Raw genomic sequence first — 24,421 nt, 5'->3', positions numbered from 1 at the left:
TCCGGGAAGTGTCATACCCGCATGCGACACTGGTCCGGTGCCAGAAGGTCCACTGATCGTCCAGTCCGACAAGACGCTCCTGCTCGAGGTCGACCACCCCGACGCCCAGGCGTGCCGCATGGCCATCGCACCGTTCGCCGAGCTCGAGCGGTCGCCGGAGCACGTGCACACCTATCGCCTGACCCCGCTCGGCCTGTGGAACGCGCGCGCCGCGGGCCACGACGCCGAGGGCGTGGTCGACTCCCTGCTGCGCTACTCGCGCTATCCGGTGCCCCACGCGCTGCTGGTCGACATCGCCGAGACCATGGACCGCTACGGGCGGCTCCAGCTGCGCAACGACCCGGTCCACGGCCTCGTCCTGCACGCGTCCGACCGCGCGGTGCTCATCGAGGTCTCCAAGAGCAAGAAGCTCGCCGGGATGCTCGGCAGCCAGATCGACGCCGACACCGTCATCGTCCACGCGTCCGAGCGCGGACGGCTCAAGCAGGCCCTCCTGAAGCTGGGCTGGCCGGCCGAGGACCTGGCCGGCTACGTCGACGGCGAGGCCCACAAGATCGACCTGGCCGAGGACGGCTGGGTGCTGCGCTCCTACCAGCGGGAGGCGGTCGAGTCGTTCTGGGCCGGCGGCTCCGGCGTCGTGGTGCTGCCCTGCGGGGCCGGCAAGACGCTGGTCGGCGCCGCGGCGATGGCCCAGGCCAAGGCGACCACGCTGATCCTGGTCACCAACACGGTCGCGGGGCGGCAGTGGAAGCGCGAGCTGATCGCGCGCACGAGCCTGACCGACGAGGAGATCGGCGAATACTCCGGCGAGCGCAAGGAGATCCGCCCGGTCACGATCGCGACCTACCAGGTGCTGACGACCCGCCGCGGCGGCGCCTTCGCCCACCTCGACCTGTTCAACGCCCGCGACTGGGGCCTCGTGGTCTACGACGAGGTGCACCTGCTGCCGGCGCCGATCTTCCGGTTCACGGCCGACCTGCAGGCCCGGCGGCGGCTCGGCCTGACGGCGACGCTGGTGCGGGAGGACGGGCGCGAGGGGGACGTGTTCTCTCTCATCGGGCCCAAGCGGTATGACGCGCCCTGGAAGGACATCGAGGCGCAGGGGTGGATCGCGCCCGCGGAGTGCGTCGAGGTGCGGGTGACGCTGACCGACGAGGAGCGGATGGCCTACGCCGTCGCCGAGCCCGAGGAGCGCTACCGGGTGGCGGCCACGGCCCGGACGAAGCTGCCGGTGGTCCGGGCGTTGATCGATCGGCACAAGGACGATCAGGTCCTGGTCATCGGGGGCTACATCGACCAGCTGCACCAGCTCGGGGAGTTTCTGCAGGCGCCGATCATCCAGGGGGCCACGACCAACCGGGAGCGGGAGAAGCTGTTCGACTCGTTCCGCAGCGGGGAGCTCCGGACGCTGGTGATCTCCAAGGTCGGCAACTTCTCCATCGACCTGCCCGAGGCGGCGGTCGCCGTGCAGGTGTCGGGGACGTTCGGGTCCCGGCAGGAGGAGGCGCAGCGGCTGGGGCGGGTTCTCCGGCCCAAGGCGGACGGCCGGCAGGCGCACTTCTACACGGTGGTGGCCAGGGACACCATCGACACGGAGTATGCGGCGCACCGGCAGCGCTTCCTGGCCGAGCAGGGCTACGCCTACACGATCACCGACGCCGACGACGTCGTCGCCTGAGCGCCGCTGTCACCTGAGCGTTATGGGCCCTCGGCCACCACGTCGAGGGCCTGGTCGATCAGTTTCAGCGCCTCGTGCGCGTCGCCGCCGTCCCTGGCCCAGGTCAGGAGGGCGTTCATCATGGCTCCGACGCAGGCGCCGACGAAGGCCTGGCACCGGAAGTCGTCGGCCGGGCGGCCCAGGCGTTCGGCCAGGGGGGCCGCCAGGAACCTGATCGAGTCCTGCAGGTTGTCCAGGGCGCGCATCCTCAGCGCCGGGACGCCCAGCTGGAGCCTGGCCCGCTCCAGGGCCTGGTCCACCTCGTCCTGGGTGATCGCCTTGAAGGCGTCCACGAACGCATGCCGCACCACCTCCAGCGGGGTCAGGCCGGCCGGTGCCGATCGGATCTTCTCCGCCATCAGCTCGTCGTAGCGGTCCTGGATGACCACGTCTTCCTTGGTCTTGAAGTATCGGAAGAACGTGCTCGGGGAGATCTCCGCGGCCTCGGCGATCTGCTCGACCGTGGTCGCGTCGTAGCCCTGCTGGGCGAACAGGCGCACCGCGTGCTCCTGGATCGCCCAGCGGGTCTTCTGCTTCTTGCGTTCACGCAACCCTGGTGAGCTCATCCACCGATTCTTCCGCACCGGGACGCTTCTGGGCATTGGGCAGGAACAGGGCCGCCAGGACGGCCCCGATGACGCCGATGGCGGAGCAGACCAGCAGGACCGCGGCCATGGCGTCCACGAAGGCCGTCCTGGCGGCCAGGGCCAGGGCCGCGTCGCCGGTCCTCGCGGCCAGGGTCACGCCGGCGGCGACCGAGCGCCGGGCCGCCTCCGGGGCGTCGTCGAGGCGGCCGCGGTACACGGCGCTGGTCAGGCTGCCGAGCAACGCCACGCCCAGGGCGCCCGCCACCTGGCGGAAGGTCATCGTGATCGCGGTGCCCGAGCCGGCCTCGTCGCGCGGCAGGGCGCCGAGCACCGCGTCCATCGCGGGAGTGATCGCCAGGCCGATGCCCGCCCCGGCGATCGCCAGCCAGGTCGCCACGGTGCCGTAGCCGGTGCCGACCTCGGTCCGCGCGCCCAGCCCCAGGCCCAGCGCGCCGATCAGCAGGCCTCCCGCCACCGGGACCCGCGTGACGGTCAGGTGGGCGATCCGCTCGCCCAGGGGTGCCCCCACGAACAGGCCGGCGATCAGCGGGAGCAGGCGCAGTCCCACTCCCAGGGCGTCGTCGCCGCGAACCGCCTGCAGGTACTGGGGCAGGATGAACAGCACGCCGAAGAGGGCGAACGAGGACAGGGTTCCGGCGGCGGTACCCCAGGCGAAACGCGGCTTCCGGAAGAGCCTCAGGTCGATCATCGGGCTCTTCGTCCGGCGCTCCACCAGGACGAAGGCGGCCAGGAGCGCGGCACCGCCGACCAGGCCGGCGAGGACCCTCGCGTCGGTCCAGCCCCGGGTCGGGGCCTCGATCACGCCGTACACCAGGGCGACCAGGCCCACCGTCGACAGGCCGGCACCGACCAGGTCGACGCGCCGGGGCGTGGCCGCCCGCGACTCCGGGACGAGGAAGGCGACCGCCACCAGGGCGACCAGGGCCACGGGAACGTTGATCACGAAGATCGAGCCCCACCAGAAGTGCTCCAGCAGGTAGCCGCCGATGATCGGGCCCAGCGGCAGGCCGACGCCCATGCCCATGGTCAGCAGGGAGATGGCCCGGCCGCGCTCGCGTTCGTCGAAGAGCACGGGCAGGACGGCCATGGTCAGCGGGGTCAGGATGGCGCCGCCGATGCCCATCAGCGCCCTCGCGGCGATCACCTGGAGCGCGTCCGCGGCGAAGACGGCCACCAGCGACGAGCCGGCGAACAGGGCCAGGCCGATCATGAGCAGGCGTTTCCTGCCGTAGCGGTCGCCCATGGCGCCCATCGGGAGCAGGAGGCCGGCGAAGACCAGCACGTACGCGTTGACGATCCACTGCAGGTCGTCCGAGCCGGCGTCGAGCGCTGTGGCGAGCGTGGGCAGGGCGACGTTGAGGATCGTGGTGTCGAAGCCGACGGTGAGCACGCTGAGCACGATCGCGATGAGCGCCCACCAGCGCCGGGGGCTCGAAGTGACAGCATCCATTTTTTGAGAGTAACTGTCATTTGACTTCAGCCGTCAACTGAGGCTACTTCACAGCGAGTGAAAGGGATTTATGACCCGACAGGCGAAAAATACGAAAAGTCGTGGCGCGGAGCGTCCGACTTTTCGGGCCAAAAGCGGGTCAGGCGGTGAGTTCCTTCGAGAGGAGCTCGGCGATCTGGGCCGTGTTCAGCGCCGCGCCCTTGCGCAGGTTGTCGCCCGTCACGAAGAAGTCCAGCGCCCTCGGGTCGTCGACCGAGCGCCGGATGCGGCCGACCCACGAGGGGTCGGTGCCCACGGCGTCGATCGGCATCGGGAACTCGCCCGCGGCCGGGTCGTCGACCAGGATCACGCCCGGGGCGTGGCGCAGGACCTCGCGGGCGCCCTCCGCGTCGACCTCGGTGCCGAAGACCGCGTGGACGGCGACCGAGTGGCCGGTGACGACCGGGACGCGCACGCACGTGGCCGAGACCTTGAGGTCGGGCAGCCCGAGAATCTTGCGGGACTCGTTGCGCAGCTTGAGCTCCTCCGAGGACCATCCGGCCTCGCGGAGGGATCCTGCCCACGGTACGACATTCAACGCCAGCGGCGCGGGGAACGGACCGAGGTCGTCGCCCACGGCCCGGCGCACGTTGCCCGAGCGCGAGCCCAGGGTGCGATCGCCGCCGACGCGCTCGAGCTGGTCGAGCAGCGTGTCGACGCCGTCCTGGCCGGCGCCGGAGACGGCCTGGTAGGAGGCCAGGACGAGTTCCTTGAGCCCATATTCGCGGTGCAGCGGGGAGAGCGCCACGATCATCGTGAGCGTGGTGCAGTTCGCGTTGGCGATGATCCCCTTCGGGCGGTTGCGCACCTGCTCCGGGTTGATCTCGGGCACCACGAGCGGCACGTCCGGGTCCAGGCGGAAGGCGGCCGAGTTGTCCACCGCGATGGCGCCGCGCGCGACCGCGATCGGCGCCCACTCCGCGGCGACCTCGTCGGGCACGTCGAACATGGCCACGTCGACGCCGTCGAAGACCTCGGGCGTCAGCTCCTGGACGAGCAGTTCCTCGCCGCGCACGGTCAGCTTGCGGCCCGCCGAGCGCTTGGACGCGACCAGCCGGATCTCGCCCCACACGTTCTTGCGGGACGACAACAGCTCACACATCACGGAGCCGACGGCCCCGGTGGCCCCGACAACAGCCAGGCTCGGCAGACCGCCCATGAGGGACGAACCTACCTTCCTGTCCCCGCGTACACCACGGCTTCCTCGTCTCCGCCCAGCTCGAACGCGTCGTGAATCGCCCGGACGGCGACATCGAGGTCGGTGTCGCGGCACACGACCGAGACCCGGATCTCCGAGGTGGAGATCATCTCGATGTTCACGCCGGCCTCGGCCAGGGCCGCGAAGAGCTTGGCCGCGACGCCCGGGTTGGAGCGCATGCCGGCGCCGATGAGCGAGACCTTGCCGATGTGGTCGTCGAAGAGGACCGACTTGTAGTCCACGGTGGACTTGATCCGCTCGAGCGCGGCCTTGGCGGCGGCGCCGTCGGTCTTCGGCAGCGTGAAGGAGATGTCGGTGCGGCCGGTGCTCTCGGTCGACACGTTCTGCACGATCATGTCGATGTTGGTCTCCGCGGCCGCGACCGTCTGGAAGATCCGCGCGGCGACACCGGGCTGGTCGGGCACGCCGACGATGGTGATCTTCGCCTCGCTGCGATCGTGCGCGACGCCGGTGATGAGCGCTTGCTCCACGGAAAGGTCCTCCATCGATCCGGTGACCATGGTGCCGTTGGCGGTTGAGTACGAGGAACGCACGTGGATCGGCAGCGAGAACCGCCGCGCGTATTCCACGCTGCGCAGGTGCAGCACCTTGGCGCCGCACGCGGCCAGCTCGAGCATCTCCTCGTAGGTGATCTGCTTGATGTGCCGGGCGTTCTTGGCGACCCGCGGGTCGGCCGTGAAGATGCCGTCGACGTCGGTGTAGATCTCGCAGACGTCGGACTGCAGCGCGGCGGCGAGCGCCACCGCGGTGGTGTCGGAGCCGCCCCGGCCCAGCGTGGTGATGTCCTTGGTGTCCTGGGAGACGCCCTGGAAGCCGGCGACGATCGCGATCGCGCCCTCGTCCAGCGCGCTGCGCAGGCGGCCCGGGGTGACGTCGATGATGCGGGCCCGGCCGTGCGTCGACGTGGTGATCACGCCGGCCTGGCTGCCGGTGTAGGAGCGGGCCTCGTACCCCAGGTTGTTGATCGCCATCGCGAGCAGCGCCATGGAGATGCGCTCACCGGCGGTCAGCAGCATGTCGAGCTCGCGGCCGGCGGGGACCGGGCTCACCTGCGACGCGAGGTCGAGGAGCTCGTCGGTCGTGTCGCCCATGGCCGAGACGACCACGACGACCTCGTTGCCGGCCTTCCGCGTGTCGACGATGCGCTCGGCGACGCGCTTGATGCGCTCGGCGTTGGCGACGGAAGACCCGCCATACTTCTGCACAATCAGCGCCACCGCCGTCGAGCTCCTTTCCAGGGCAAGGTCAACACATGGTCAACGCAGCCGAGCGTACCGGGGTGGGATGCCCGCCGGGAGTGGCGTTCCACGATCCGGCCGCTCCGCCGGGCGAGAATACGCGGGTGCTTCCGCGACGGGTCGGCCATTATCCGATCACTGTGATGACCGGCACGGCGATGGCCGTGCTCACCGGCCTGCTCCTGTCGGGGTGCAGCTCCTCCGGCGGCCCGCCGTCGACCTCGACGACGACCCCGGCCGGCACCCCGCTGCCGGCCCAGCCGGACCCGCGCGGACTGCTCGCGGCGCGCGTGGCGGTGGCGAAGGACCAGCGGTACGTCGCCGCGTACACGCTCACCGTCCAGGGCAAGGCGCCCCGCTCGGTCCTGGTGTCGATCGCCTCCGACCGGACCTGGCGGGTCGACATCCAGGGCGGCGCGCTGGGCGGCACCGCGGACGTGGCCATCGCGAGCCGGCCCGAGGGGCAGTACCAGTGCCGGATCAACCCCGCCGGCAGCTGTGTGAAGGTCGCGGCGGCCGGCAAGAAGCTGTCCGCGGCGATCGATCCGCGGGTGCAGTACGTCTTCGTCAGCTGGCTCGACGTGCTGCTGGACCGGCAGATCCCGCTGTCGGTGGCGCCCGCCGAGCCGCTCGCGGGCACCTCGGCGCCGTGCTTCGCCGTCGAGCCGGGCGTGACCGCGATCGCACCCCCGATCGACCCCGGCACCTTCTGCTACAACGACAACGGCATCCTCACCGCGGCCAGGCTCCCGTTCGGCCAGTTGATGCTCACGGGCGAGGTGGTGGCCGCCCCGGCGACGATCTCGCTGCCCGGCCCGGTCGCCGACGGCGCGCCGCTGGGCACGTCGGCCCCGCCGCCCCCGCCCAGCGGCGTACCCAGTGGCGCGGCGTCGGCAAAGCCCGTAGGGTAGGCCTTGACATGTGGCAGACGCTTCTTCTTCGTCGCCGCGACGGGGCCCGACAGGCCGGCACCTCGTCGCGGGGATGACGCGCGCGTCCGCGCTCCTGCCGGTCTGACTTCCCAGACCTTTCCCGCGCATCGTGCGCGACGACCCAGGAGCATAGAAGCATGTCCGAGATCGCCCGTCAGACCACCAGCCGGATGCCCATCCACCGCTACCGGCCGTTCTCCGAACAGTTCCCGATCCCGCTGACCGACCGGCAATGGCCCGCGAACGAGGTCACGGTCGCGCCCCGGTGGTGTGCCGTGGACCTGCGCGACGGCAACCAGGCCCTGATCGACCCGATGTCGGTCGAGCGCAAGCGGCGCATGTTCAACCTGCTGGTCCGGATGGGGTACAAGGAGATCGAGGTCGGGTTCCCGGCCGCCTCGCAGACGGACTTCGACTTCGTACGCACGCTCATCGAGCAGGACCTGATCCCCGAGGACGTCACGATCCAGGTGCTGACCCAGTGCCGGGACAACCTGATCGAGCGCACCTTCCAGTCGCTGGTCGGCGCCCGCCGCGCGATCGTGCACTTCTACAACTCGACCTCGACGCTGCAGCGGCGGGTCGTGTTCGGCCTGGACCGGGCCGGGATCACCGACATCGCCACCACGGGCGCGCGGCTGTGCCAGAAGTACGCCGAGGCGATCACCCCGGACACCGAGATCTACTACGAGTACTCCCCCGAGTCCTACACCGGCACCGAGCTGGACTACGCGCTGGAGGTCTGCAGCGCGGTCATCGAGGTGCTGCAGCCGACGCCGGACCGCCCGCTGATCGTCAACCTGCCGGCGACGGTGGAGATGGCCACGCCCAACGTCTACGCCGACTCCATCGAGTGGATGTCGCGCAACCTGCCGCGCCGGGAGTCGGTCGTACTGTCCCTGCACCCGCACAACGACCGGGGCACCGCGGTCGCGGCCGCCGAGCTGGGCCTGCTGGCCGGCGCCGACCGGGTCGAGGGGTGCCTGTTCGGCAACGGCGAGCGGACGGGCAACGTCGACCTGGTGACGCTGGGGCTGAACCTGTTCTCGCAGGGCGTCGACCCGCAGGTGGACTTCTCGGACATCGACGAGATCAAGCGCACGGTGGAGTACTGCAACCAGCTGCCGGTCCACGAGCGCCACCCGTACGCGGGCGACCTGGTCTACACCGCATTCTCGGGCTCGCACCAGGACGCGATCAAGAAGGGCTTCGAGGCCCTCAACCGCGATGCGGCGGCCGCCGGGGTCGACGTCGACCAGTTCACGTGGGGCGTGCCCTACCTGCCGGTCGACCCGAAGGACCTGGGCCGCTCCTACGAGGCCGTCATCCGGGTCAACTCGCAGTCGGGCAAGGGCGGCGTCGCGTACGTCATGAAGTCCGAGCACCACCTGGACCTCCCGCGCCGGCTGCAGATCGAGTTCTCGGGCGTCGTACAGCGGCACACCGACGACGAGGGCGGCGAGGTCAACCCGCAGCAGATGTGGGACTTCTTCGCGGCCGAGTACTTCTCGGACCGGCGGTTCACGCTGACGTCGTACGAGGCCACCACCGTCGACGGCAAGGTCACCCTGGCGGCCGAGATCACCGTCGACGGGCAGACCCGCAGCGTGGAGGCGACCGGCAACGGGCCCATCGACGCGTTCGTGCACGCCCTGGGCGACGTCGGCGTCGACGTGCGGGTGCTGGACTACGCCGAGCACGCGCTGACGTCGGGCGAAGGGGCGCAGGCGGCGGCGTACGTCGAGTGCTCCGTCGACGGCCGGACGTACTGGGGCGTCGGCATCGACGCGAACATCGTGACGGCCTCGTTGCGCGCGGTGCTCAGCGCGGCCAACCGGGGCTGACAGTCGCCAATCGGACCCGCCCGTGGCGATCGACACGGGCGGGTCTCCAACACTTGTTCGCATTGATGCCGCACAGTAGGGGACGTGCGCCCCTCCACCAACGGCAAAGCCGTACTCATCGCTCTAGCGCTCGCCACGGTGCTCACCGGCGCCGGCAGCTGCGACGTCTCCTCCACCCCCGGCTCGGCCACGGGCTCCTCGGACACGGGCACGAACACCGGCACCGGCTCCGGCGGTGGTGGCGGGGGTGGCAACGCGAAGGCGTCGCTGGACGCGTTGACCGTCGCCACGGCCGCCTCGATGTCCGGCTACAGCCGCGAGAAGTTCACGCACTGGATCAGCCAGGGGAACGGCTGCGACACGCGCGACGTCGTACTGAAGCGTGACGGCAAGAACGTCAAGGCCACCGCCGACTGCAAGATCACGGCGGGCTCCTGGCACAGCCCGTACGACGAGAAGGACCTGACCGACCCGCAGGCCCTCGACATCGATCACATGGTGCCGCTCGCGGCCGCGTGGCGCTCCGGCGCCGCGAAGTGGACCGACGAGCAGCGCAAGGAATTCGCCAACGACCTGACCCGGCCGCAGCTGTTCGCGGTCAGTCTCCAGTCGAACCGGTCGAAGGGTGACCAGGACCCGTCGACGTGGAAGCCGCCGAACCACGCGTTCTGGTGCACGTACGCCACCGACTGGGTAACAGTGAAGACCTACTACAAGTTGTCCGTGACCACCGCGGAGAAGACCGCGCTCTCGGACATGCTGGCGACCTGCTGATGCGCTTTTGGAGGAACCGGATGTCGGAGACGACCCCACCCGCTTCGCCCCCGGCTGCCGACCCGGTTCCTCCACCGGCACAGGCCCCTGCGGATGCGCCGGCCGCCTCGGCTTCTCCGGAGGCGCCGGCTCCTTCGGACGCGCCGGCTGCCGCTCCGGAGGCGCCGGCCTCCTCGGATGCGCCGCGGACCGACATCATGGCCGGCCCGGGCGGGGTCATGACCGACGATGTCGGAGTCGTGACCGGGGAGCTGACCCTGCAGTCCGAGATCGGCGCCGACGGGGCCTTCGTCGTCAAGGTTCAATACAAAGACGCCGAGGAATGGTACTCAGTGACGGGCGCCAAGGGCACGCTGAAGGACCCGGCTGACTTGGCGGCCGTCCACGCCGTCGTCGCCGGGATCCTCAACCGCCCCGAGGGCTAGACGGCCCTCCGGCCCTCGAAGGCGCGGCCCAGGGTGATCTCGTCGGCGTACTCCAGGTCGCCGCCGACGGGCAGGCCGCTGGCCAGCCGGGTGACGTTGAGGCCCATCGGCTTGACCAGCAGAGCGAGGTACGTCGCCGTCGCCTCTCCCTCGGTGTTGGGGTCGGTCGCGAGGATGAGCTCCTTGCACGTGCCCTCGGCCAGGCGCGTCATCAGCTCGCGGATGCGCAGGTTGTCGGGGCCGACTCCCTCGAGCGGATTGATCGCCCCGCCGAGCACGTGGTAGCGCCCGCGGAACTCCCCCGTGCGCTCGATCGCCACGACGTCCTTGGGCTCCTCGACCACGCAGAAGACCTCGTCGCTGCGGCGCGGGTCGCGGCAGATCCGGCAGAGCTCGGCCTCGGCCACGTTGAAGCAGCGCGTGCAGAACCGCACGAGCTCCTTGACCCGCTGCAACGCCTGGGCGAGGCGCTTGACGTCCACGGGGTCGGCCGAGAGCACGTGGAACGCGATGCGCTGCGCGCTCTTCGGCCCGACCCCGGGCAGGCGACCGAGCTCGTCGATCAGATCCTGGATGGCGCCTTCGTACACGCCGGTCGCCCGTTAGAAGCCGGGCAGCCCGAGCCCGCCGCCCAGGCCCCCGAGCCCGGCGGTCAGCGGGCCCATCTTCTGCTCGGTCAGATCACGGGCGGCCTGGGCCGCGTTGTGCACCGCCGCGACGACGAGGTCCTCGAGGGTCTCGACGTCGTCCGGATCGACCGCCTTGGGGTCGATCTTCACGGACACGACCTCGCCGGTCCCCTTGACGGTCGCCGTGACGAGCCCGCCCCCGGCCGTCCCGGTGAGCTCGGCCTCGGCCAGCTCCGCCTGCGCGGCGACCATCTGCTGCTGCATCTTCTGGGCCTGCTTCATCATCTGCTGCAGGTTGGGCTGTCCACCGGGCCGCACAGAGCGCTCCTTCATGGTCGGATTCTTCAATCAAAGCTTAGGGCCTGCCGAGCGTCCGCTTCCGGGCCGACCCGCCAGCGGAAATTCCATTTGCCCACGTCGCTGGCCCCGGTCACGCTAGGTTGGTCTCCGCGAGCGAGGACACCCTGGGTGACAACAGTGGCACGGCGAGTGGCAGTTTCGCAGGTTGCGATATGGCACTTTGTGGTCTGGCGATCTGTGACGCAGCCGACTCATACTGTTTGACGAGGCTAAGGGGGGAACCGATGCCGACCGTCTTCTATCAAGGTCACGACATCGTCATCACTGATGATGTCTACGCGGTCTGGAAACCCGAGCCCCAGGTGTTCGACCTGGAGGCCCTCGAAGATCTGCGCGTCGAGCACGACGGTCATCCCGGACGAATGGTACTCCTCGTCGCGGGCGCACTGGTCACCGTGGGGGCGGCGGCCGCAATGACGCTCACTGACGGCGCCGGTCAATACGTCATCGCCGCGGCCGTCCTGTCCGTGCCTCCGCTCACGGGCCGCGCGATCCGCATTTTCACCCCGGTCGTGTGGTTCCTGCGCGCCAGCTACGCCGGGGCCGGCGTCACCCTGTTCACATCGAGCAATGCGATTACCTTGCTGCGCGTGCGACGAAGCCTGATGCGCGCCTTCGCGGCGAACGCGGCCAGCGTGGAGCGCCTCGACCGCACCGGCTACGCCGAGGCCTACAGGAGGCTGAACTCCCTGCTCTGACGGGCGGCCTCAGAACCTGCCCGCGGGACTCGTAGTCCCGCGGGCAACGCCCGTTGCCCGGTTTGCCGGATATATGCATTCATGGGCCAACCTCGCATACCGACGTGTCGTTGTGCAACGCGCTCCGTATGCTGAAGGTTCACGTCCTAGGGTTTGAGGAGGCCGACCCGATGGCCGAGAACAGTAATGCCCCCGAATGGCGCAGGTCCCGCTTCTGCGGCAACCAATCGTGCGTGGAAGTCGCATTCAGTGCTAATTCGGTTCTGATCCGGGATGGCAAGCATCCGGATGCGGCGCACCTGAAATTCAACCCCGACGACTGGCGGGCCTTCATCGCGATGCTGACGACCGGCAGGGCCTAGCCGCGGTCGAACTGGCCGGTCTTCACGCCGGCCACGAACGCCCGCCACGGGCCGGACTCGAAGGAGAGCACCGCCTCGCCGGGGTTCTTGCCGTCGCGAACGTGCACATCATTCGCGGTGGCGACCTCGACGCACGTCGTGTTGCCGCAGTAGGAGCTGCGGCGGAAGACGCGTGGCATGGCCGATTCGTGCATGGTTCACCTGGGTTTCTGACGGGGAGGCACTCGCCTCCGGTCGGGTCCTTCGGCGTCAGGCCGAAGATCCTTCATCGGCCGGCCAGAGGTCCGCGGTGGCGGGAGCTTTCGCGGCGGCGGCTATCCTGCGGGCCGATTCGACTTCCCCGATCGAGGCATCCCACATCCGATCCCAGCCCTCGCGGTGTCGCGCAATGCGGACGGAATCGTCGACGATTTCGTCGATGGTATAGCTCTCTCGGTACAACACAGCATGGCTGTTGTCCTCGCTCGACAAGTACAGCAGGTCGTATTGACCGAAAGGCGGATACGGACTCGAAAGCGGGTGGAGGCGCACGCTGAGCCAGCCTTCGGCAATGGCCGAACTGACCGCGGACAACGCCTCACCGAGCGCTTCGGCCCCGCCGTACCGGCGCAGCAGTACCGACTCGTCGAACAGTGCGAAAAGCTTGGGGCGCGGGGCGCGATCGCGCAGCGCCTTCCAACGCGCGGTCCGGATCTCGGCGCGCGTGCGAATCTCGTCATCGGTCAGGTCGCCCACGAAGCCGCTGGTCACGGCGAGGGCGTAGGCCTCGGTCTGCAGCCATCCGGGGATCGCCGCCGGCGCGAAGCTCCGTATCACGGTCGCCTCGGCCTCGAAGCTGATCAGTTGACGCAGGGCCGGCGTCAGCAGGTCCTGATAACGCCGGTCGTCCCACCACTGCCTCCGCTGCCGTTTGGACGACTTGGCGGCCTGGATCAGATCCTCGACGGTGTCGCGATCCTTGATGCCCAGATAGGACAGCAGCGGGCGAAGGTCGTTCGCGGAGATCGTGACCTCGCCGGACTCGATCCGCATCACCTTCGAGAGGGACCATTCCATGGCCTCGGCGACCTGAGATTGGGTGTCTCCCTTTTGGGAGCGGGCGTCCTTGATCGCCAGCCGAACCTTCCGGCGAGCAGCCGCGGGCGCGTCACCCGAACTCATCATGTCCCTCGTTGGACGTATGTCTACTAGCCATATCGCAAAGCGTGGTTCAGCCTACGCGCCTGGTCGAGGCGTATGGGTAAGACATGAAAAGAACCGAGTCGGCCATACCCCGCCTTGTCCGGAAATATGGTCGCTCGCTGGGATGACCTATCGGGCCGTGGCCTAGTGTAGGACCTGGCTGCCATACGGCAATCGGTGATATGGCAGATTCGCCGGATCGTTACCTACTGGACAGTTAGGTCACGGTCAGCTCACCGCACCGGTGCGGTCGCGCCATTCCAGCGCACGGATCAGGGCGCGGCGCACCTGGCCGAAGGTCTGCCGATCGGTGCTGTGGAACAGCCGCACGTCGTGCAGGCCGTAGCGGGCACGGATCTCCTGGGCCGGGCGGGAGCGGCCGGAGCGCGGGTGGTGCAGCACGTAGACGCCTTCGAGGAAGTCCAGGCGGTACTGCACGGGTGACGGGCGCAGGATCACGACGTGGTCGGTGGTCACGATCAGGTCGGGGCCTTGATAAAACATTCGCATTTCCCTTCCCCTCGGCCTTGCTCAAGGGGCCGGTCGTGCGGTATGGATGACATCAGGTATCGATGCTGCCGCTCCGCGTGACCGAAGTGGCGGCCGCAACGGAAAACAGCGCCCGGTGACCGCCGGGCGCTGTTGCGTTTTCCGCCACTCGCCCCCTCGTGGCTCTCCTTCGATGGTTGCATGGCTGCATACCTGTGCGCCAGCTCTCAATCTGCCATATCGCAGAGTGCCGAGAAGCCGGTTGCATAGCGCGCGCCCGGGTAGCCGGCGTCAGATCGGCAGCGGGTCGGTGCGGTACTCCAGGGCGCGGATCAGGGCCCTGCGCACGGCGCCGAATGTCGCCCGATCGGTGGTGTAGAAGAGGCGCACGTCGGTCGAGCCGAGGCGCGCGCGAATCTCGCGCCCCACCCGGAAGTCGGCCCCCCGACCGTGCTTCACGACATACGGCGCCACGATCCGTTCGAGCGGGAACCGCAGCTCCCGCGGGTGCAGGACGACCACGTGCGTGCTGGTGATCAGGATGTCCGAGCTCCGGTAGAACATCGCTGCCCCCTCCGACAGGTAATCAGATGGTCGCACGCGGTGTCACGCCGGAGAAGGCATCGACCTGCCACATCGCAGATGGCGACATGACGTTTGCCTGTCCGGCGGATGTCGTTCCGGGAGCCCGGCTTCGCCCGGTGACCGCACCAGGGCATGAGACGCTCGCCACACTCGGCTGTGCGCCATCTGCGGCCTTCGCGCCAGGAGCGACAACGCCAGGCCCCGATGAGCGGTAGCCCGGCGTTTCGCCTGGTAGAACCGGCGGAGGATACGAGATTCGAACTCGTGAGGGTTTTATCCCAACACGCTTTCCAAGCGTGCGCCCTAGGCCTCTAGGCGAATCCTCCGTGCGCCAGGATACCCATCGCTCGCCGGGTTCGCGCACCGGGTATTGTGGTCCGTAAGCCGCTCGTGCGGCGACACCTCATGAACCTCCCCAGGGCCGGAAGGCAGCAAGGATAAGTGAGCTCTGTCGGGTGCACGAGCGGTGTTTCATATCCGAGCCCGCCCGCGTGACGCCCCGCCGAAAGTGTCGGTGGTCGGGAGTACGGTGGTCCCGGCTCTAGTCGATCGGAGGACCGCTGGTGGCGCTCGCGCTCTACCGCAAGTACCGGCCTCGGACGTTCGCCGAGGTCATCGGCCAGGAGCACGTCACCGAGCCGCTGTCGCAGGCGCTGCGCTCCGGACGACTCAACCACGCCTACCTCTTCTCCGGCCCGCGCGGCTGCGGCAAGACGAGCAGCGCCCGCATCCTGGCCCGCTCCCTCAACTGCGAGCGCGGCCCGACCCCGGAGCCCTGCGGCGAGTGCCAGTCCTGCCGGGACCTCGCGCCCGACGGCTCCGGCTCGATCGACGTCATCGAGATCGACGCGGCCAGCCACGGCGGCGTCGACGACGCGCGCGACCTGCGCGAGCGGGCGTTCTTCGCCCCGGTGTCGAGCCGCTTCAAGGTCTACGTCATCGACGAGGCCCACATGGTGTCCTCGGCCGGCTTCAACGCGCTGCTCAAACTGGTCGAGGAGCCGCCGGACTACGTCAAGTTCGTCTTCGCGACCACCGAGCCGGAGAAGGTCCTCGGGACGATCAAGTCACGGACCCACCACTACCCCTTCCGGCTGATTCCCCCGGGCGTCCTGCGGCCCTACATCGAGCAGCTCACCGCCGCGGAGGGCGTGAAGGTCGAGCCCGCGGTCTTCCCGCTGGTCGTCCGCGCCGGCGCCGGCTCCGCCCGAGACACCCTGTCGGTGCTCGACCAGCTCATCGCGGGGGCGGGCGAGGACGGCGTCACCTACAACCGCGCGGTCGCCCTGCTCGGCGTCACCGACGTGGCCCTCATCGACGAGATGTGCGAGTCCCTGGCCGCCGACGACGGCCGCGGCGCCTACGGCGTCATCGACCGCGTGGTCGAGGCCGGCCACGACCCGCGCCGCTTCGCCTCCGACCTCCTCGAGCGCCTGCGCGACCTGATCGTCATGCAGCAGGTGCCCGACGCCGTCGACAAGGGCCTGCTGGACGCCCCGCACGACCAGCTCGACCGCATGGCCGCGCAGGCCTCCCAGCTCGGCCAGGCCACCCTCTCGCGCTTCGCCGACATCGTGCACAACGGCCTCACCGAGATGCGCGGCACCACGGCCCCGCGCCTGCTGCTCGAGCTCATCACCGCGCGCATGCTCCTGCCGGGCGCGGACGACTCGAGCTCGGCCCTCCTGCAGCGCCTGGAGCGCATGGAGCGCCGCCTCCAGGCCGGCGGTGTCCCCGCGGCTCCGGTCGCTCCCGCTCCCGCGCCCACCCCGGCCCCGGCCGATAGCGGGAACCGCGGCCTGGACTACATCCGCGACACTCGCTCGAACGCCGCCCCGCCCGCGGCGCCGACGCCACCCAGCACCTGGTCCGAGGCCGCACCCACGCCAGCGGCAGCACCAGCACCTTCACCCCCGGCCGCCGTTCCGCCCCCGCCCGCTCCGGCTGCTCCGGTGAACAGCGGCGGTGGAGGTATGGACGCCGAGGCGATCCGCCGAGTCTGGCCCGACCTGGTGGCCCTGGTGAACGACAAGAGCAAGAAGGCCGGCGCCATCATCCGCGAGGCAACGGTCCAGGACGTCGAGGGCACCACGCTGGTGCTCGGCTTCAAATACTCGACGCACGCCGACATGCTCAACGCCTCCCCGGACGTGTTGCTGAAGGCCCTGCAGGAGCTGCTCGGCGGCCGCTGGCAGGTGCGGTGCGAGGTGGGCGGCCAGCCGGGCGGCGGAGGCGGCGGCAACCGCCCCGCGCCCCCGAAGCCCACGCCCCAGCCCTCCGGCCCATCGGCCCCGACGTCCGGCCCGCCCTCGGGTCCGGCCGCCGGCCAGTCGTACGGCGCACCGCCCCAGCAGGCTCGGTCCCAGAGCGCCCCTCAGCCGGTCGGCGCCTCCCGTGCCGCGTCTCCCTCCGCTTCGGCCACTGCCTCTACCGCTACCGCCTCCTCGACCGCCTCCTCGACTGCCTCCTCGTCTGCGGACGAGGAGTGGCCGGTCGCCGCGGTCCCTGGCGGCGCGATGGCGAGCGCTCCCGCCCCGGCGGAGGACTGGCCGACTCCGGCGACCCCACCGGCGCCTATCACCGTCTCCCAGCCGCCGGCCGTCGCCGCTCGGCCGCCGAGCACCGCGCCAGCCCACTCTTCCGTGTCGGCACCCCCCGTGACCGCGGCCCCTCCCGTCATCGCGGCCCCTCCCATGGCGCCCGCCGCGTCCAGTTCGTCCGTATATGCCGGAAACGCCGCCCCAAATCCGGCCGCATCCGTCTCCAGCGGGCACACGGCGACGACGGGCGGCCCCAACACCGCCGCTCCCACCCGCCCGCGGCAGGGCGGCTCCAGCGCCCTGGAGAAGGCCCGCGAGGCCGCTAGCCGGGCCGCGGCGTCCGCGGCCGGCAGCACCCGACGCCCCAACGCCGGGCCAGCACCGGCGGCCGGCGGCCAGCCAGCGGGGCGCGGCGGCAACTCGGCCTGGGACGGCACGGCCGCGGACGAGCCTCCGTTCGATCCCGAGTACGACTCACCGGTTTCCGACCCGCGCTTCCCTGGCCTGGACCCGGGCGACGAACTGCTCGATGACGCGTCGGAGGTGCGGGAGACGAGCGAGGAGGCGGCTGTTCGGCTGCTGATGGAGACGTTCGGCGCCGAGAAGATCACCGAGGTCAGCAGCTAGCCGCACGCCGCTGAACCACACCCGCCGGGCCCGCTCGCGCAACTCGGCGACCGCAGGGCTTCGGCCGGACCTCGTGTCGTGCGACGTCCGAGCCTTGGCGGACTTCGGCTCAGGTCCGCGAGTCCACGCCACCGCTGCCGCGCGTCACGCTCACCAGTCCACTACGCCGGGCCGCGACGACTCGTCCTCGCCAGCTTCGCCGAAGTTCCACTTAACTGGGACATAAATTGCAAGTAAGCGTAGTGAAGCGCCGAGCCTCCTGCCGCTCTTCCGCTCGCAGCACCAGGCCGAGTTGCTGACCTGGTTGTATCTCCACCCGCCGACGAGTGCGACCTCAGGCTTCCGGATTCTGCGGTACCGGCCGATAGCGAGCGGTCCGCGATCGTGGCTGGCCAGTCATCTCCACCAGACCCCGGTCCCGGAGCACTTTCAAGGCGCGAAAGACCTGGTGCGGCTTCAAGCCGGTGCGCTCCTCGATCTCGCTCCGAGACGAACCCTCGGCGGAGAGCACGCCAATCACCCGAGCCGAGTGGCGGGTCAGGTCGTCGTCCGTCTTCGATGGCCCGCCAGGCTGGTCCGGCCGAAGCGGATCGTTCAACGGGAGGCGATACGTTGCCGTTCCCCGCGTTCCCTCCTGTTCGACCAGACCCCGTTCGACAAGGTCCCGCAGTTCGCGAGTGACCGTCCGGCTGTCCTGCATGCCAGTGGACGCTCGATAGGCGCTGTTCGTCATCACGACGCCGTTGCGCATCATCACCAAGGCGCTCATTTGCGACCTCGACAGCGGCCGGTTGTCGAGGGACTGCAGCCATTCGAGCGCTTCCTGGTCGAGCAGTGTGTGATTCGGGAACTCCGCGGTGAACGATGAGACCGAGTCGGTGAAATGCGGCGGCTCCATGCCGGCTTCGGTGAGCGCGATCCGGATCCGGGTGATTCCACTCCCGCGGTTCTCACACACCATATGACCATCGAAGTACGGCGTGTCTTCCAGGATCTTGAGCAGGGCCTTGTTCCGTGATGACGTGACGCCGGTAATGCCCAGCGCGCCGACGTCGACCGGCCCGTAGAGCCCGCCGGGGTTACGGATCACCAGCCGATCCGGGTACATCTCGACCTGGACCTGCATGCCGCGCGCGAAGTCTGAGTAGTCTCGGTGAACCAGCGCGTTGACCAATGCCTCGCGCAGGACCTCTTCTGGGTACTCCCACTCGTCGATGCGGAAGATGCCCGAAACGATGCTACGTCGCTTCATGTTGCGCTTCAGGATGCGCACGCACTCGTTCACGATGAACGGGATCGAACCATCCACGGACCGGTTCTCGGTGAACCGTTCACCGGCCGGGCCCAGCACGCCGGGTTCGCTGGTGGGGTAGGCAACGAAGGTGAGGTTGAGCTGCGGCTCGAAGGTCTGCGGATAGATGCCGAACGTCAGCAGGCCGGCCAGTGTCGGCACGAGCCTGTCCTCGTGGACGGTCAGGACGTTGAGCATCGCCAGGGCGTGTTCGTCGTCAATCTTTCGAAAGATCTCGCCTCTGGTCTCTCGAATCCGGTGGAGGAATCGACCGAGTGCCTCCTGGTCCAGGTCTGCAACGCTGGCATCGGGCATGGCCCGGACGTCGTGCTTCTGCTCGGTACGGTTTGCGAGCAGCACGGCAACCTCGTAGTCGGTGAGCCGCCGGTCTCCGTCGCCGACCCGAATCCGCGACCCGGCCCAGGGCCCAAGGCTTCTCTTGTGGCACGGGCGCTGATCGCGTGGTGTCGGTGGGACTGAGCAGGCAACGACGTTCTTGCCGTCGATGGCGACCGTGAAGATCTCTGCCCGGACGGCCGGCTCCATCTCCGCGCATACCGCGCCGATCTGGCTCTCCATCGCACCGGCATCAGTGACACCCACCGCGGCGAAGCCGGATCGTTCATCGACACCCAGCAGGATGCAGCCACCCTGGGCATTGGCGAACGCGCTGATCGTCTCCCAGAGCGTGGCCGGTAGCCCTCCCTGCGAGCGCTTGACCTCGCAGAGGAAGTGATCGTTGCCGAGCTGCTGCAACTCGGCGAGCAGGGCAGGAACATCCGCCGGGATCATGCGTGCTCCCTCTCGGGCCTGTGCGACATGCTGTAGTACAGGGCTGTGTTCTGTACTACAGCATGCCAGATTCCCTGTAGTACAGCGCGCTACTTGTAGTACAGCGCCTGTCGATCAAGGTGCAGGAGAGGGATCAGTGAGGCTGCCAGGGACGCGCAGACCACCCGCACGGCACCGAGACGAATTGCGACTGAAATGCCGAACGCCCGGTCCACTCCGAGAGGAGCGCCGGGCGTTCTCGCTGGCCATACTGCGGTGGCGCGGGGATTCGAACCCCGGGAGGGCTTGCACCCTCACACGCTTTCGAGGCGTGCTCCTTAGGCCACTCGGACACGCCACCGCCGATGAGGTTACCTGACTCCCCGGGGCCATCCGCGCGGGGGCTCGCCGTTTGGCAGGATCACCCCTATGAGCACGCATATCGGCGCCGAGCCGGGTCAGATTGCCGAGCGAGTCCTCATGCCTGGGGACCCGCTGCGAGCCAAGTGGATCGCCGAAACGTACCTCAAGGATGCCCGCTGCTACTCGACCGTGCGGAACATGCTCGGGTTCACCGGGACGTACGAGGGCGTCGAGGTCTCCGTGCAGGGGTCCGGCATGGGCATGCCTTCGGCGAGCATCTACGCGCATGAGCTGATCAACGACTACGGGGTCAAGGCGTTGATCCGGGTCGGCAGCTGCGGGGCGATCCGCGATGAGCTCAAGCTTCGCGACGTCGTGGCCGCCATCGGGTCCAGCACCGACTCCAACATGAACCGCGCGCGGTTCGACGGGCTCATCGACTATGCGCCCGTCGCCGACTTCGGGCTGTTGCGCACGGCCGTCGACGTCGCCGCGGAGCAGGGGGTCTCCATGCGCGTCGGGCCGATCCTCGCCGCCGACGCGTTCTACACCGATCGGCCCGACCTCTACGACCGCCTCGCCGACTACGGGGTGCTCGCGGTGGAGATGGAGTCCGCGGCGCTCTACACGATCGCGGCCCGCTACAACGCCCGCGCGCTCACGCTGCTCACGGTCTCGGATCACATCAAGACCGGGGAGCGCACCACGGCACAGGAGCGCGAGCAGACGTTCTCGCAGATGGTCGAGATCGCGCTCAAGACGATCATCCAGTAAAAGCGGGCATAATGTATAAATCCGATATGTCGCGGCGCGAAGCGCCCGACATATCGGATCTACACCAGGCCGCCGGGGAAGGGCACGCCAGGACCCGATCCGCGTCAAGCCGTCAGGCCGGCCGTCGTAGAAAGACAGGCGAGGGGCTTATCAGGCCGCCAGCGCCGCCGTCGGAGACAGGCGAGCGGCTCGCATCGCCGGATAGAGTCCCGCCACAGCCCCGATCACCAGCGTGGCCAGGAAGCCGCCGACCAACGACCAAAGCGGCAGCACCGCCGGCCACGAGCGCCACGCGGCGTACGACTCCGTCACCAGCAGGCCCAGCAGCACCCCGAAGAAGCCGCCCAGGCCGGCCAGGAGCAGGGACTCCGCCAGGAACTGGGCTCGAATGTCCCGCCGCCGGGCGCCCAGGGCGCGCCGCAGGCCGATCTCCGGCCGGCGTTCCAGCACCGAGATGACCATCGTGTTCGCGACCCCCACGCCGCCGACCAGCAGGGCCACCGCGCCCAGGCCCAGGAGGAGGCCGGTGTACGCCTGGTCCGTCGCGGCCTTCGCCGCCAGCGCGTCCGAGGGGCGGGAGACCTGCACCTCGTTCGGCGCCGCGGGGTTGGCGGTCGCGGCCAGCACGTCGGCCACGGACGATACGGCATCGTCGCGCGAGCGGCTGTAGATGGTCGTCGCGTAGCCGTCGAAGCCGAGCACCGACGTGGCCACGGGCCAGCCGACGAGGGCGGCGGAGTCCAGCTCGGGCGCCAGCGGTACCGGATCCAGGATGCCCACCACCGTGAACCAATGCCCGCCGAGCCAGACGTTCAGGCCCAGGCCGTCGGTCAGGCCCAGGATCTCGGCCGCCCGCGAGCCCAGGACCACGGTGGGGTAGGTCGGCGCCGCCAGCCAGGTGCCGGCGTGGACGGTCGCGCCGACCGTGCCCGGCAGCGTCGTGCGCGCCGCGAGGACCGCGATGCCGCCGGACTCCGCCGAGGGGATGCGGTCGGTGCGGTACACGTGCGCCGACGTGACCCGCCCGGTCGCCGACACCGTGGTGACGGGGCCGATGCGCGCGACCATGGCCTCGGCCTCCTCGGGCAGGTGGGAGGCGTCGCCGAAGAACGACTTGCCGGGGCCGACGGTGAGCAGGTTGGTGCCGAGCGCGGCCAGGCGGCGGTCGACCTCGGCGCGGCTGGAGGTCGAGATGCCCACGACCGCGACCATCGCGGCGATGCCGATCGCGATCCCGAGCGCGGAGAGCACGACCCGCAGCGGCCGCGTCCGCAGCCCCGCGGAGCCGAGGCGCAGAATGTCCGTAAATTTCATGACAGACGACCGTCCAGCAGCGAGATCTGCCGGGGCAGCGACGAAGCGATGTCACGGTCGTGCGTGATCACCACGACCGTCGTCCCCGATGCGCACAGCGAGCGCAGCAGGGCCATGACCTGGGCACCGGCCGCGCTGTCCAGGTTGCCCGTGGGCTCGTCGGCCAGCAGGAGCGGCGGCGAGCCGATCACCGCCCGCGCGATCGCCACCCGCTGCCGCTCGCCGCCCGAGAGCTCGTGCGGGCGGTGGGCGAGGCGGTGCCCGAGGCCCACGCGCTCCAGGGCCGCGGCCGCCCGGCGCCGGCGGGAGGGGAGGGCCACGCCGGCATAGAGCAGCCCGTCGGCCACGTTGTCCAGCGCCGACCTGCCCGGCGCGAGGTGGAACTGCTGGAAGACGAACCCGATGGTCGTGGCGCGCAGCCGGGACAGGCCGGCGTCGGAGAGCGCGGACACGTCCCGGCCGTCGATGCGCACGGTGCCGCTCGTCGGCACGTCCAGCGCGCCGATGAGGTGCAGCAGCGTCGACTTGCCCGAGCCCGACGGGCCGACGATGGCGACCAGCGCGCCCGCCTCGACGCGCAGCGAGACGTCGTCGAGGGCGACGACGCCGCCCGGATACACCTTCCGGACCGACTCGAGCGCGATCATCCGGCGACTCCGACCGTCAGGCCCGCGGTCAGGCCGGGGCCGGAGACCTCGACGCGCCCGGAGGCGAAGAGGCCGGTCCGCACCGCCACGATGCGAGTCGTACCGCCATCGACGACCTGCAGCCCGTAGCCGCCCTCGGCCAGCGCCACCAGCGCGCCGACCGGCACGATGAGGACGTCCGGGCGCTGCTGCGACACCAGGGTCACGGTCACCGGCGCCGCGTCGTAGGTGCCCAGTTTCTCCTGGTCGGCGACGGTCACGGTCACGTCCACGGTCATCTTGGTCTGGTTGTTCTGCACGGATGCCGTGGCCACCGCCCCGATCGCGGTGATCTTCCCCGGCACCTCGCGGTCGTCCGGCAGCTTCACCGTGGCGTCGGCCCCGACGGCCGCGAGGCGCTGCTCGGTCACGTCGAGCTGGACGATGACCAGCCGGGTCGAGCCCGTCCACTGCAGGATCGGGCCGGCCGCGTTGTCGCCGAGGTGCGCCTTGACCTCGCCCACGCGCACGGCGTCGGGCGCGACGACGATCCGGCCGAGCTCGACCGTCCCCGTCTCCGGCAGCCCGAGGTCCGACTGCCAGTCGCGCACGGCGTCGGCGGTGGCGCCGGTGAACGAGTCGTCGGCGGTGAAGCCCTTGTACCCGAGCGCGGCCAGGTTGGCCTCGAATGCGCGCACGTCCTCGCCCTCATCGCCCGGCTTCAGCGCGCGGTAGAAGGGCGCCGCGGCGTAGAACAGCACGACGGGGCGGCCGTCGGCGCGGTACAACACCTCGTTGCGCCGCACCGTGGACCCCTCGGCCGGCAGCCCCGTGACGATGCCGGGCAGGCGGCCGTTGACCGTCACCGGATCGCCGAAGCCGAGTGTGCCGTCCACGGTCTCGGTCGCGGTGAGCGTGCCCTTGGTGATGGTGGCGGTCTTCACGGCCGGCGCCGCGCTCGTCGCGGGAGCCGGACGGTTGAAGCCGACGTACGCCACCACCCCCGCCACGACGAGCACGGGCACGAGCCACACCAGACGTTTCACCGCCCCACCACCGACTTGCAGGCCTCGGCCGCGGCCTTGAAGGTGGGCGAGTTGAAGTCCAGGCCGCTGTTGAGGATCGCGGAGACGCCCGTGTTCGGGTCCGGGTCCGGCATGTCGACCCCGTGCTCGCGCATGCACTTGGCGAAGGCCCGCGCCTGCTCCAGCTGCTGCGGCGAGAGGTTCTCGAGGGTCCCGCCGTTGGGCAGGTACCGCTGGCAGGCCGAAGCCGCCGACACCGCCTTGTTCCGGTCGCCGCCGGTGGCGTTCGGGTCGAACTGGATGTTCCCGTCGGGGCCGGGATCGGGCACGTCGACCCCGTGCTCGCGCATGCACTTCGCGAACTGACGGTTGGCCTCGGCCTTGTCGACCGCGGCCGAGGCCGAGGGCTTCGCGGTGCCCTGGTCGGCCGAGGCCACCGACGGGCCGGACGGCTTCGACGAGCAGCCGAACAGCAGCAGGCAGGAGAGCAGAACCAGCAGCTTCTTCATGCGGCCCAGTCAAGGCGCGCGGCCGTAAGC

At 69.8% G+C, this 24,421-nt stretch carries 24 protein-coding genes, 2 tRNA genes and 1 other RNA gene; 10 read left to right on the top strand and 17 right to left on the bottom strand.

Translation table 11 applies throughout. The features are described 5' to 3' along the window. Positions 1 to 37: 37 nt before the first annotated feature. Complete coding sequence (locus AC6JBM_RS46445) at positions 38 to 1,678, top strand: DNA repair helicase XPB (RefSeq protein WP_350619021.1); 1,641 nt, start codon at positions 38 to 40, stop codon at positions 1,676 to 1,678. Between the two features lie 20 nt (positions 1,679 to 1,698). Here AC6JBM_RS46445 and AC6JBM_RS46440 read toward each other — a convergent pair whose 3' ends face one another. The 4 genes from AC6JBM_RS46440 to AC6JBM_RS46425 all read right to left on the bottom strand — a co-directional run bounded on the left by AC6JBM_RS46440 (position 1,699) and on the right by AC6JBM_RS46425 (position 6,250). Continuing rightward, a complete protein-coding gene (locus AC6JBM_RS46440) occupies positions 1,699 to 2,283 on the bottom strand; it encodes an acyl-CoA-like ligand-binding transcription factor (RefSeq protein ID WP_497980040.1) in 585 nt (194 codons plus the stop codon). Then, positions 2,261 to 3,775, bottom strand: coding sequence for an MFS transporter (locus tag AC6JBM_RS46435; RefSeq protein ID WP_497980039.1), 1,515 nt, complete (start codon positions 3,773 to 3,775; stop codon positions 2,261 to 2,263). Before AC6JBM_RS46435 ends, AC6JBM_RS46440 begins: the two co-directional genes overlap by 23 nt. A 139-nt stretch (positions 3,776 to 3,914) precedes the next feature. Then, positions 3,915 to 4,973: an aspartate-semialdehyde dehydrogenase gene (locus tag AC6JBM_RS46430; RefSeq protein WP_497980038.1), complete on the bottom strand. Its 1,059-nt coding sequence runs from the start codon at positions 4,971 to 4,973 to the stop codon at positions 3,915 to 3,917. A gap of 11 nt (positions 4,974 to 4,984) precedes the next feature. After that, positions 4,985 to 6,250, bottom strand: a complete 1,266-nt coding sequence (locus tag AC6JBM_RS46425; protein ID WP_433611260.1) for an aspartate kinase — start codon at positions 6,248 to 6,250, stop codon at positions 4,985 to 4,987. Positions 6,251 to 6,414: 164 nt separating this feature from the next. On the opposite strand from AC6JBM_RS46425, the gene AC6JBM_RS46420 reads away from it, so the two are divergent. The 4 genes from AC6JBM_RS46420 (at position 6,415) to AC6JBM_RS46405 (ending at position 10,246) form a co-directional block, all read left to right on the top strand. Further along, positions 6,415 to 7,182 (top strand): hypothetical protein, encoded by a 768-nt coding sequence (locus AC6JBM_RS46420; RefSeq protein WP_497980037.1) that lies wholly within the window; start codon positions 6,415 to 6,417, stop codon positions 7,180 to 7,182. A 158-nt stretch (positions 7,183 to 7,340) separates the two neighbouring features. Continuing rightward, a complete protein-coding gene (gene leuA / locus AC6JBM_RS46415; protein ID WP_497980036.1) occupies positions 7,341 to 9,047 on the top strand; it encodes a 2-isopropylmalate synthase in 1,707 nt (568 codons plus the stop codon). Between the two features lie 84 nt (positions 9,048 to 9,131). Continuing rightward, complete coding sequence (locus AC6JBM_RS46410; protein ID WP_497980035.1) at positions 9,132 to 9,821, top strand: HNH endonuclease family protein; 690 nt, start codon at positions 9,132 to 9,134, stop codon at positions 9,819 to 9,821. A 218-nt stretch (positions 9,822 to 10,039) separates the two neighbouring features. Next, positions 10,040 to 10,246, top strand: a complete 207-nt coding sequence (locus tag AC6JBM_RS46405; protein ID WP_497980034.1) for a hypothetical protein — start codon at positions 10,040 to 10,042, stop codon at positions 10,244 to 10,246. Here the strand turns inward: AC6JBM_RS46405 and recR are convergent. Next, positions 10,243 to 10,836, bottom strand: a complete 594-nt coding sequence (gene recR / locus AC6JBM_RS46400; protein WP_497980033.1) for a recombination mediator RecR — start codon at positions 10,834 to 10,836, stop codon at positions 10,243 to 10,245. The two genes, AC6JBM_RS46405 and recR, sit on opposite strands and share 4 nt — an antisense overlap. Positions 10,837 to 10,848: 12 nt before the next feature. Further along, a complete protein-coding gene (locus tag AC6JBM_RS46395; RefSeq protein WP_350619114.1) occupies positions 10,849 to 11,169 on the bottom strand; it encodes a YbaB/EbfC family nucleoid-associated protein in 321 nt (106 codons plus the stop codon). Between the two features lie 290 nt (positions 11,170 to 11,459). On the opposite strand from AC6JBM_RS46395, the gene AC6JBM_RS46390 reads away from it, so the two are divergent. Both AC6JBM_RS46390 and AC6JBM_RS46385 read left to right on the top strand, forming a co-directional pair. Next, a complete protein-coding gene (locus AC6JBM_RS46390) occupies positions 11,460 to 11,933 on the top strand; it encodes a DUF6232 family protein (protein ID WP_497980032.1) in 474 nt (157 codons plus the stop codon). A 170-nt stretch (positions 11,934 to 12,103) separates the two neighbouring features. Beyond that, the gene (locus AC6JBM_RS46385) at positions 12,104 to 12,295 is read left to right on the top strand and encodes a DUF397 domain-containing protein (protein ID WP_497980031.1); all 192 of its coding nucleotides are present in this window, start codon (positions 12,104 to 12,106) and stop codon (positions 12,293 to 12,295) included. Here the strand turns inward: AC6JBM_RS46385 and AC6JBM_RS46380 are convergent. From AC6JBM_RS46380 to AC6JBM_RS46360, 5 genes are all read right to left on the bottom strand, one after another. Further along, a complete protein-coding gene (locus AC6JBM_RS46380) occupies positions 12,292 to 12,474 on the bottom strand; it encodes a DUF397 domain-containing protein (RefSeq protein WP_497980030.1) in 183 nt (60 codons plus the stop codon). The genes AC6JBM_RS46385 and AC6JBM_RS46380 overlap by 4 nt on opposite strands. Positions 12,475 to 12,544: 70 nt before the next feature. After that, positions 12,545 to 13,456 carry a helix-turn-helix domain-containing protein gene (locus AC6JBM_RS46375; protein WP_497980029.1) on the bottom strand — a complete coding sequence of 304 codons (912 nt, stop codon included), beginning with the start codon at positions 13,454 to 13,456 and terminating at the stop codon, positions 12,545 to 12,547. 249 nt (positions 13,457 to 13,705) lie between these two features. After that, positions 13,706 to 13,981 (bottom strand): hypothetical protein, encoded by a 276-nt coding sequence (locus tag AC6JBM_RS46370; RefSeq protein WP_497980028.1) that lies wholly within the window; start codon positions 13,979 to 13,981, stop codon positions 13,706 to 13,708. A gap of 276 nt (positions 13,982 to 14,257) precedes the next feature. Then, positions 14,258 to 14,530, bottom strand: a complete 273-nt coding sequence (locus tag AC6JBM_RS46365) for a hypothetical protein (RefSeq protein WP_497980027.1) — start codon at positions 14,528 to 14,530, stop codon at positions 14,258 to 14,260. A 262-nt stretch (positions 14,531 to 14,792) separates the two neighbouring features. After that, positions 14,793 to 14,877 (bottom strand) — tRNA-Ser (locus tag AC6JBM_RS46360). Between the two features lie 54 nt (positions 14,878 to 14,931). Here AC6JBM_RS46360 and ffs point away from each other — a divergent pair. Both ffs and AC6JBM_RS46350 read left to right on the top strand, forming a co-directional pair. Beyond that, positions 14,932 to 15,025: signal recognition particle sRNA small type (gene ffs, locus AC6JBM_RS46355), an RNA gene on the top strand. Between the two features lie 89 nt (positions 15,026 to 15,114). Then, positions 15,115 to 17,718, top strand: coding sequence for a DNA polymerase III subunit gamma and tau (locus AC6JBM_RS46350; RefSeq protein WP_497980026.1), 2,604 nt, complete (start codon positions 15,115 to 15,117; stop codon positions 17,716 to 17,718). A 334-nt stretch (positions 17,719 to 18,052) separates the two neighbouring features. Here AC6JBM_RS46350 and AC6JBM_RS46345 read toward each other — a convergent pair whose 3' ends face one another. Next, entirely contained in the window at positions 18,053 to 19,801 is a 1,749-nt protein-coding gene (locus AC6JBM_RS46345) for an ATP-binding protein (protein ID WP_497980025.1), read from the bottom strand. Between the two features lie 253 nt (positions 19,802 to 20,054). Beyond that, a tRNA-Ser gene (locus AC6JBM_RS46340) sits at positions 20,055 to 20,141 on the bottom strand. Between the two features lie 68 nt (positions 20,142 to 20,209). Here AC6JBM_RS46340 and deoD point away from each other — a divergent pair. Continuing rightward, positions 20,210 to 20,917 carry a purine-nucleoside phosphorylase gene (deoD, locus tag AC6JBM_RS46335; RefSeq protein WP_350618988.1) on the top strand — a complete coding sequence of 236 codons (708 nt, stop codon included), beginning with the start codon at positions 20,210 to 20,212 and terminating at the stop codon, positions 20,915 to 20,917. A gap of 150 nt (positions 20,918 to 21,067) precedes the next feature. Here the strand turns inward: deoD and AC6JBM_RS46330 are convergent, their stop codons facing one another. From AC6JBM_RS46330 to AC6JBM_RS46315, 4 genes are read right to left on the bottom strand one after another with little or no spacing between them, the layout of a single operon-like run. Further along, positions 21,068 to 22,231 carry an ABC transporter permease gene (locus AC6JBM_RS46330; protein WP_350618986.1) on the bottom strand — a complete coding sequence of 388 codons (1,164 nt, stop codon included), beginning with the start codon at positions 22,229 to 22,231 and terminating at the stop codon, positions 21,068 to 21,070. Then, on the bottom strand, positions 22,228 to 22,878 hold the full coding sequence (locus tag AC6JBM_RS46325) for an ABC transporter ATP-binding protein (protein WP_497980024.1): 651 nt from the start codon (positions 22,876 to 22,878) through the stop codon (positions 22,228 to 22,230). Before AC6JBM_RS46325 ends, AC6JBM_RS46330 begins: the two co-directional genes overlap by 4 nt. Continuing rightward, positions 22,875 to 23,903 (bottom strand): efflux RND transporter periplasmic adaptor subunit, encoded by a 1,029-nt coding sequence (locus AC6JBM_RS46320; RefSeq protein WP_497980023.1) that lies wholly within the window; start codon positions 23,901 to 23,903, stop codon positions 22,875 to 22,877. Before AC6JBM_RS46320 ends, AC6JBM_RS46325 begins: the two co-directional genes overlap by 4 nt. Next, complete coding sequence (locus tag AC6JBM_RS46315) at positions 23,900 to 24,391, bottom strand: hypothetical protein (protein ID WP_350618980.1); 492 nt, start codon at positions 24,389 to 24,391, stop codon at positions 23,900 to 23,902. The genes AC6JBM_RS46320 and AC6JBM_RS46315 overlap by 4 nt, the downstream gene beginning before the upstream one ends. Between the last annotated feature and the right edge of the window lie 30 nt (positions 24,392 to 24,421).

This window comes from Dactylosporangium thailandense, from assembly GCF_059739745.1.
This window is presented reverse-complemented; position numbering and strand designations above follow the sequence as displayed.

Coding starts and splice junctions, on each gene's coding strand:
- AC6JBM_RS46440 (WP_497980040.1), bottom strand. CDS start 2,283: ATGAGCTCACCAGGGTTGCGTGAACGCAAGAAGCAGAAGACCCGCTGG.
- AC6JBM_RS46385 (WP_497980031.1), top strand. CDS start 12,104: ATGGCCGAGAACAGTAATGCCCCCGAATGGCGCAGGTCCCGCTTCTGC.
- AC6JBM_RS46370 (WP_497980028.1), bottom strand. CDS start 13,981: ATGTTTTATCAAGGCCCCGACCTGATCGTGACCACCGACCACGTCGTG.
- AC6JBM_RS46380 (WP_497980030.1), bottom strand. CDS start 12,474: ATGCCACGCGTCTTCCGCCGCAGCTCCTACTGCGGCAACACGACGTGC.
- AC6JBM_RS46345 (WP_497980025.1), bottom strand. CDS start 19,801: ATGATCCCGGCGGATGTTCCTGCCCTGCTCGCCGAGTTGCAGCAGCTC.
- AC6JBM_RS46315 (WP_350618980.1), bottom strand. CDS start 24,391: ATGAAGAAGCTGCTGGTTCTGCTCTCCTGCCTGCTGCTGTTCGGCTGC.
- AC6JBM_RS46420 (WP_497980037.1), top strand. CDS start 6,415: ATGACCGGCACGGCGATGGCCGTGCTCACCGGCCTGCTCCTGTCGGGG.
- AC6JBM_RS46430 (WP_497980038.1), bottom strand. CDS start 4,973: ATGGGCGGTCTGCCGAGCCTGGCTGTTGTCGGGGCCACCGGGGCCGTC.
- AC6JBM_RS46375 (WP_497980029.1), bottom strand. CDS start 13,456: ATGAGTTCGGGTGACGCGCCCGCGGCTGCTCGCCGGAAGGTTCGGCTG.
- AC6JBM_RS46365 (WP_497980027.1), bottom strand. CDS start 14,530: ATGTTCTACCGGAGCTCGGACATCCTGATCACCAGCACGCACGTGGTC.
- AC6JBM_RS46330 (WP_350618986.1), bottom strand. CDS start 22,231: ATGAAATTTACGGACATTCTGCGCCTCGGCTCCGCGGGGCTGCGGACG.
- AC6JBM_RS46390 (WP_497980032.1), top strand. CDS start 11,460: ATGCCGACCGTCTTCTATCAAGGTCACGACATCGTCATCACTGATGAT.
- AC6JBM_RS46435 (WP_497980039.1), bottom strand. CDS start 3,775: ATGGATGCTGTCACTTCGAGCCCCCGGCGCTGGTGGGCGCTCATCGCG.
- leuA (WP_497980036.1), top strand. CDS start 7,341: ATGTCCGAGATCGCCCGTCAGACCACCAGCCGGATGCCCATCCACCGC.
- deoD (WP_350618988.1), top strand. CDS start 20,210: ATGAGCACGCATATCGGCGCCGAGCCGGGTCAGATTGCCGAGCGAGTC.
- AC6JBM_RS46405 (WP_497980034.1), top strand. CDS start 10,040: ATGACCGACGATGTCGGAGTCGTGACCGGGGAGCTGACCCTGCAGTCC.
- AC6JBM_RS46325 (WP_497980024.1), bottom strand. CDS start 22,878: ATGATCGCGCTCGAGTCGGTCCGGAAGGTGTATCCGGGCGGCGTCGTC.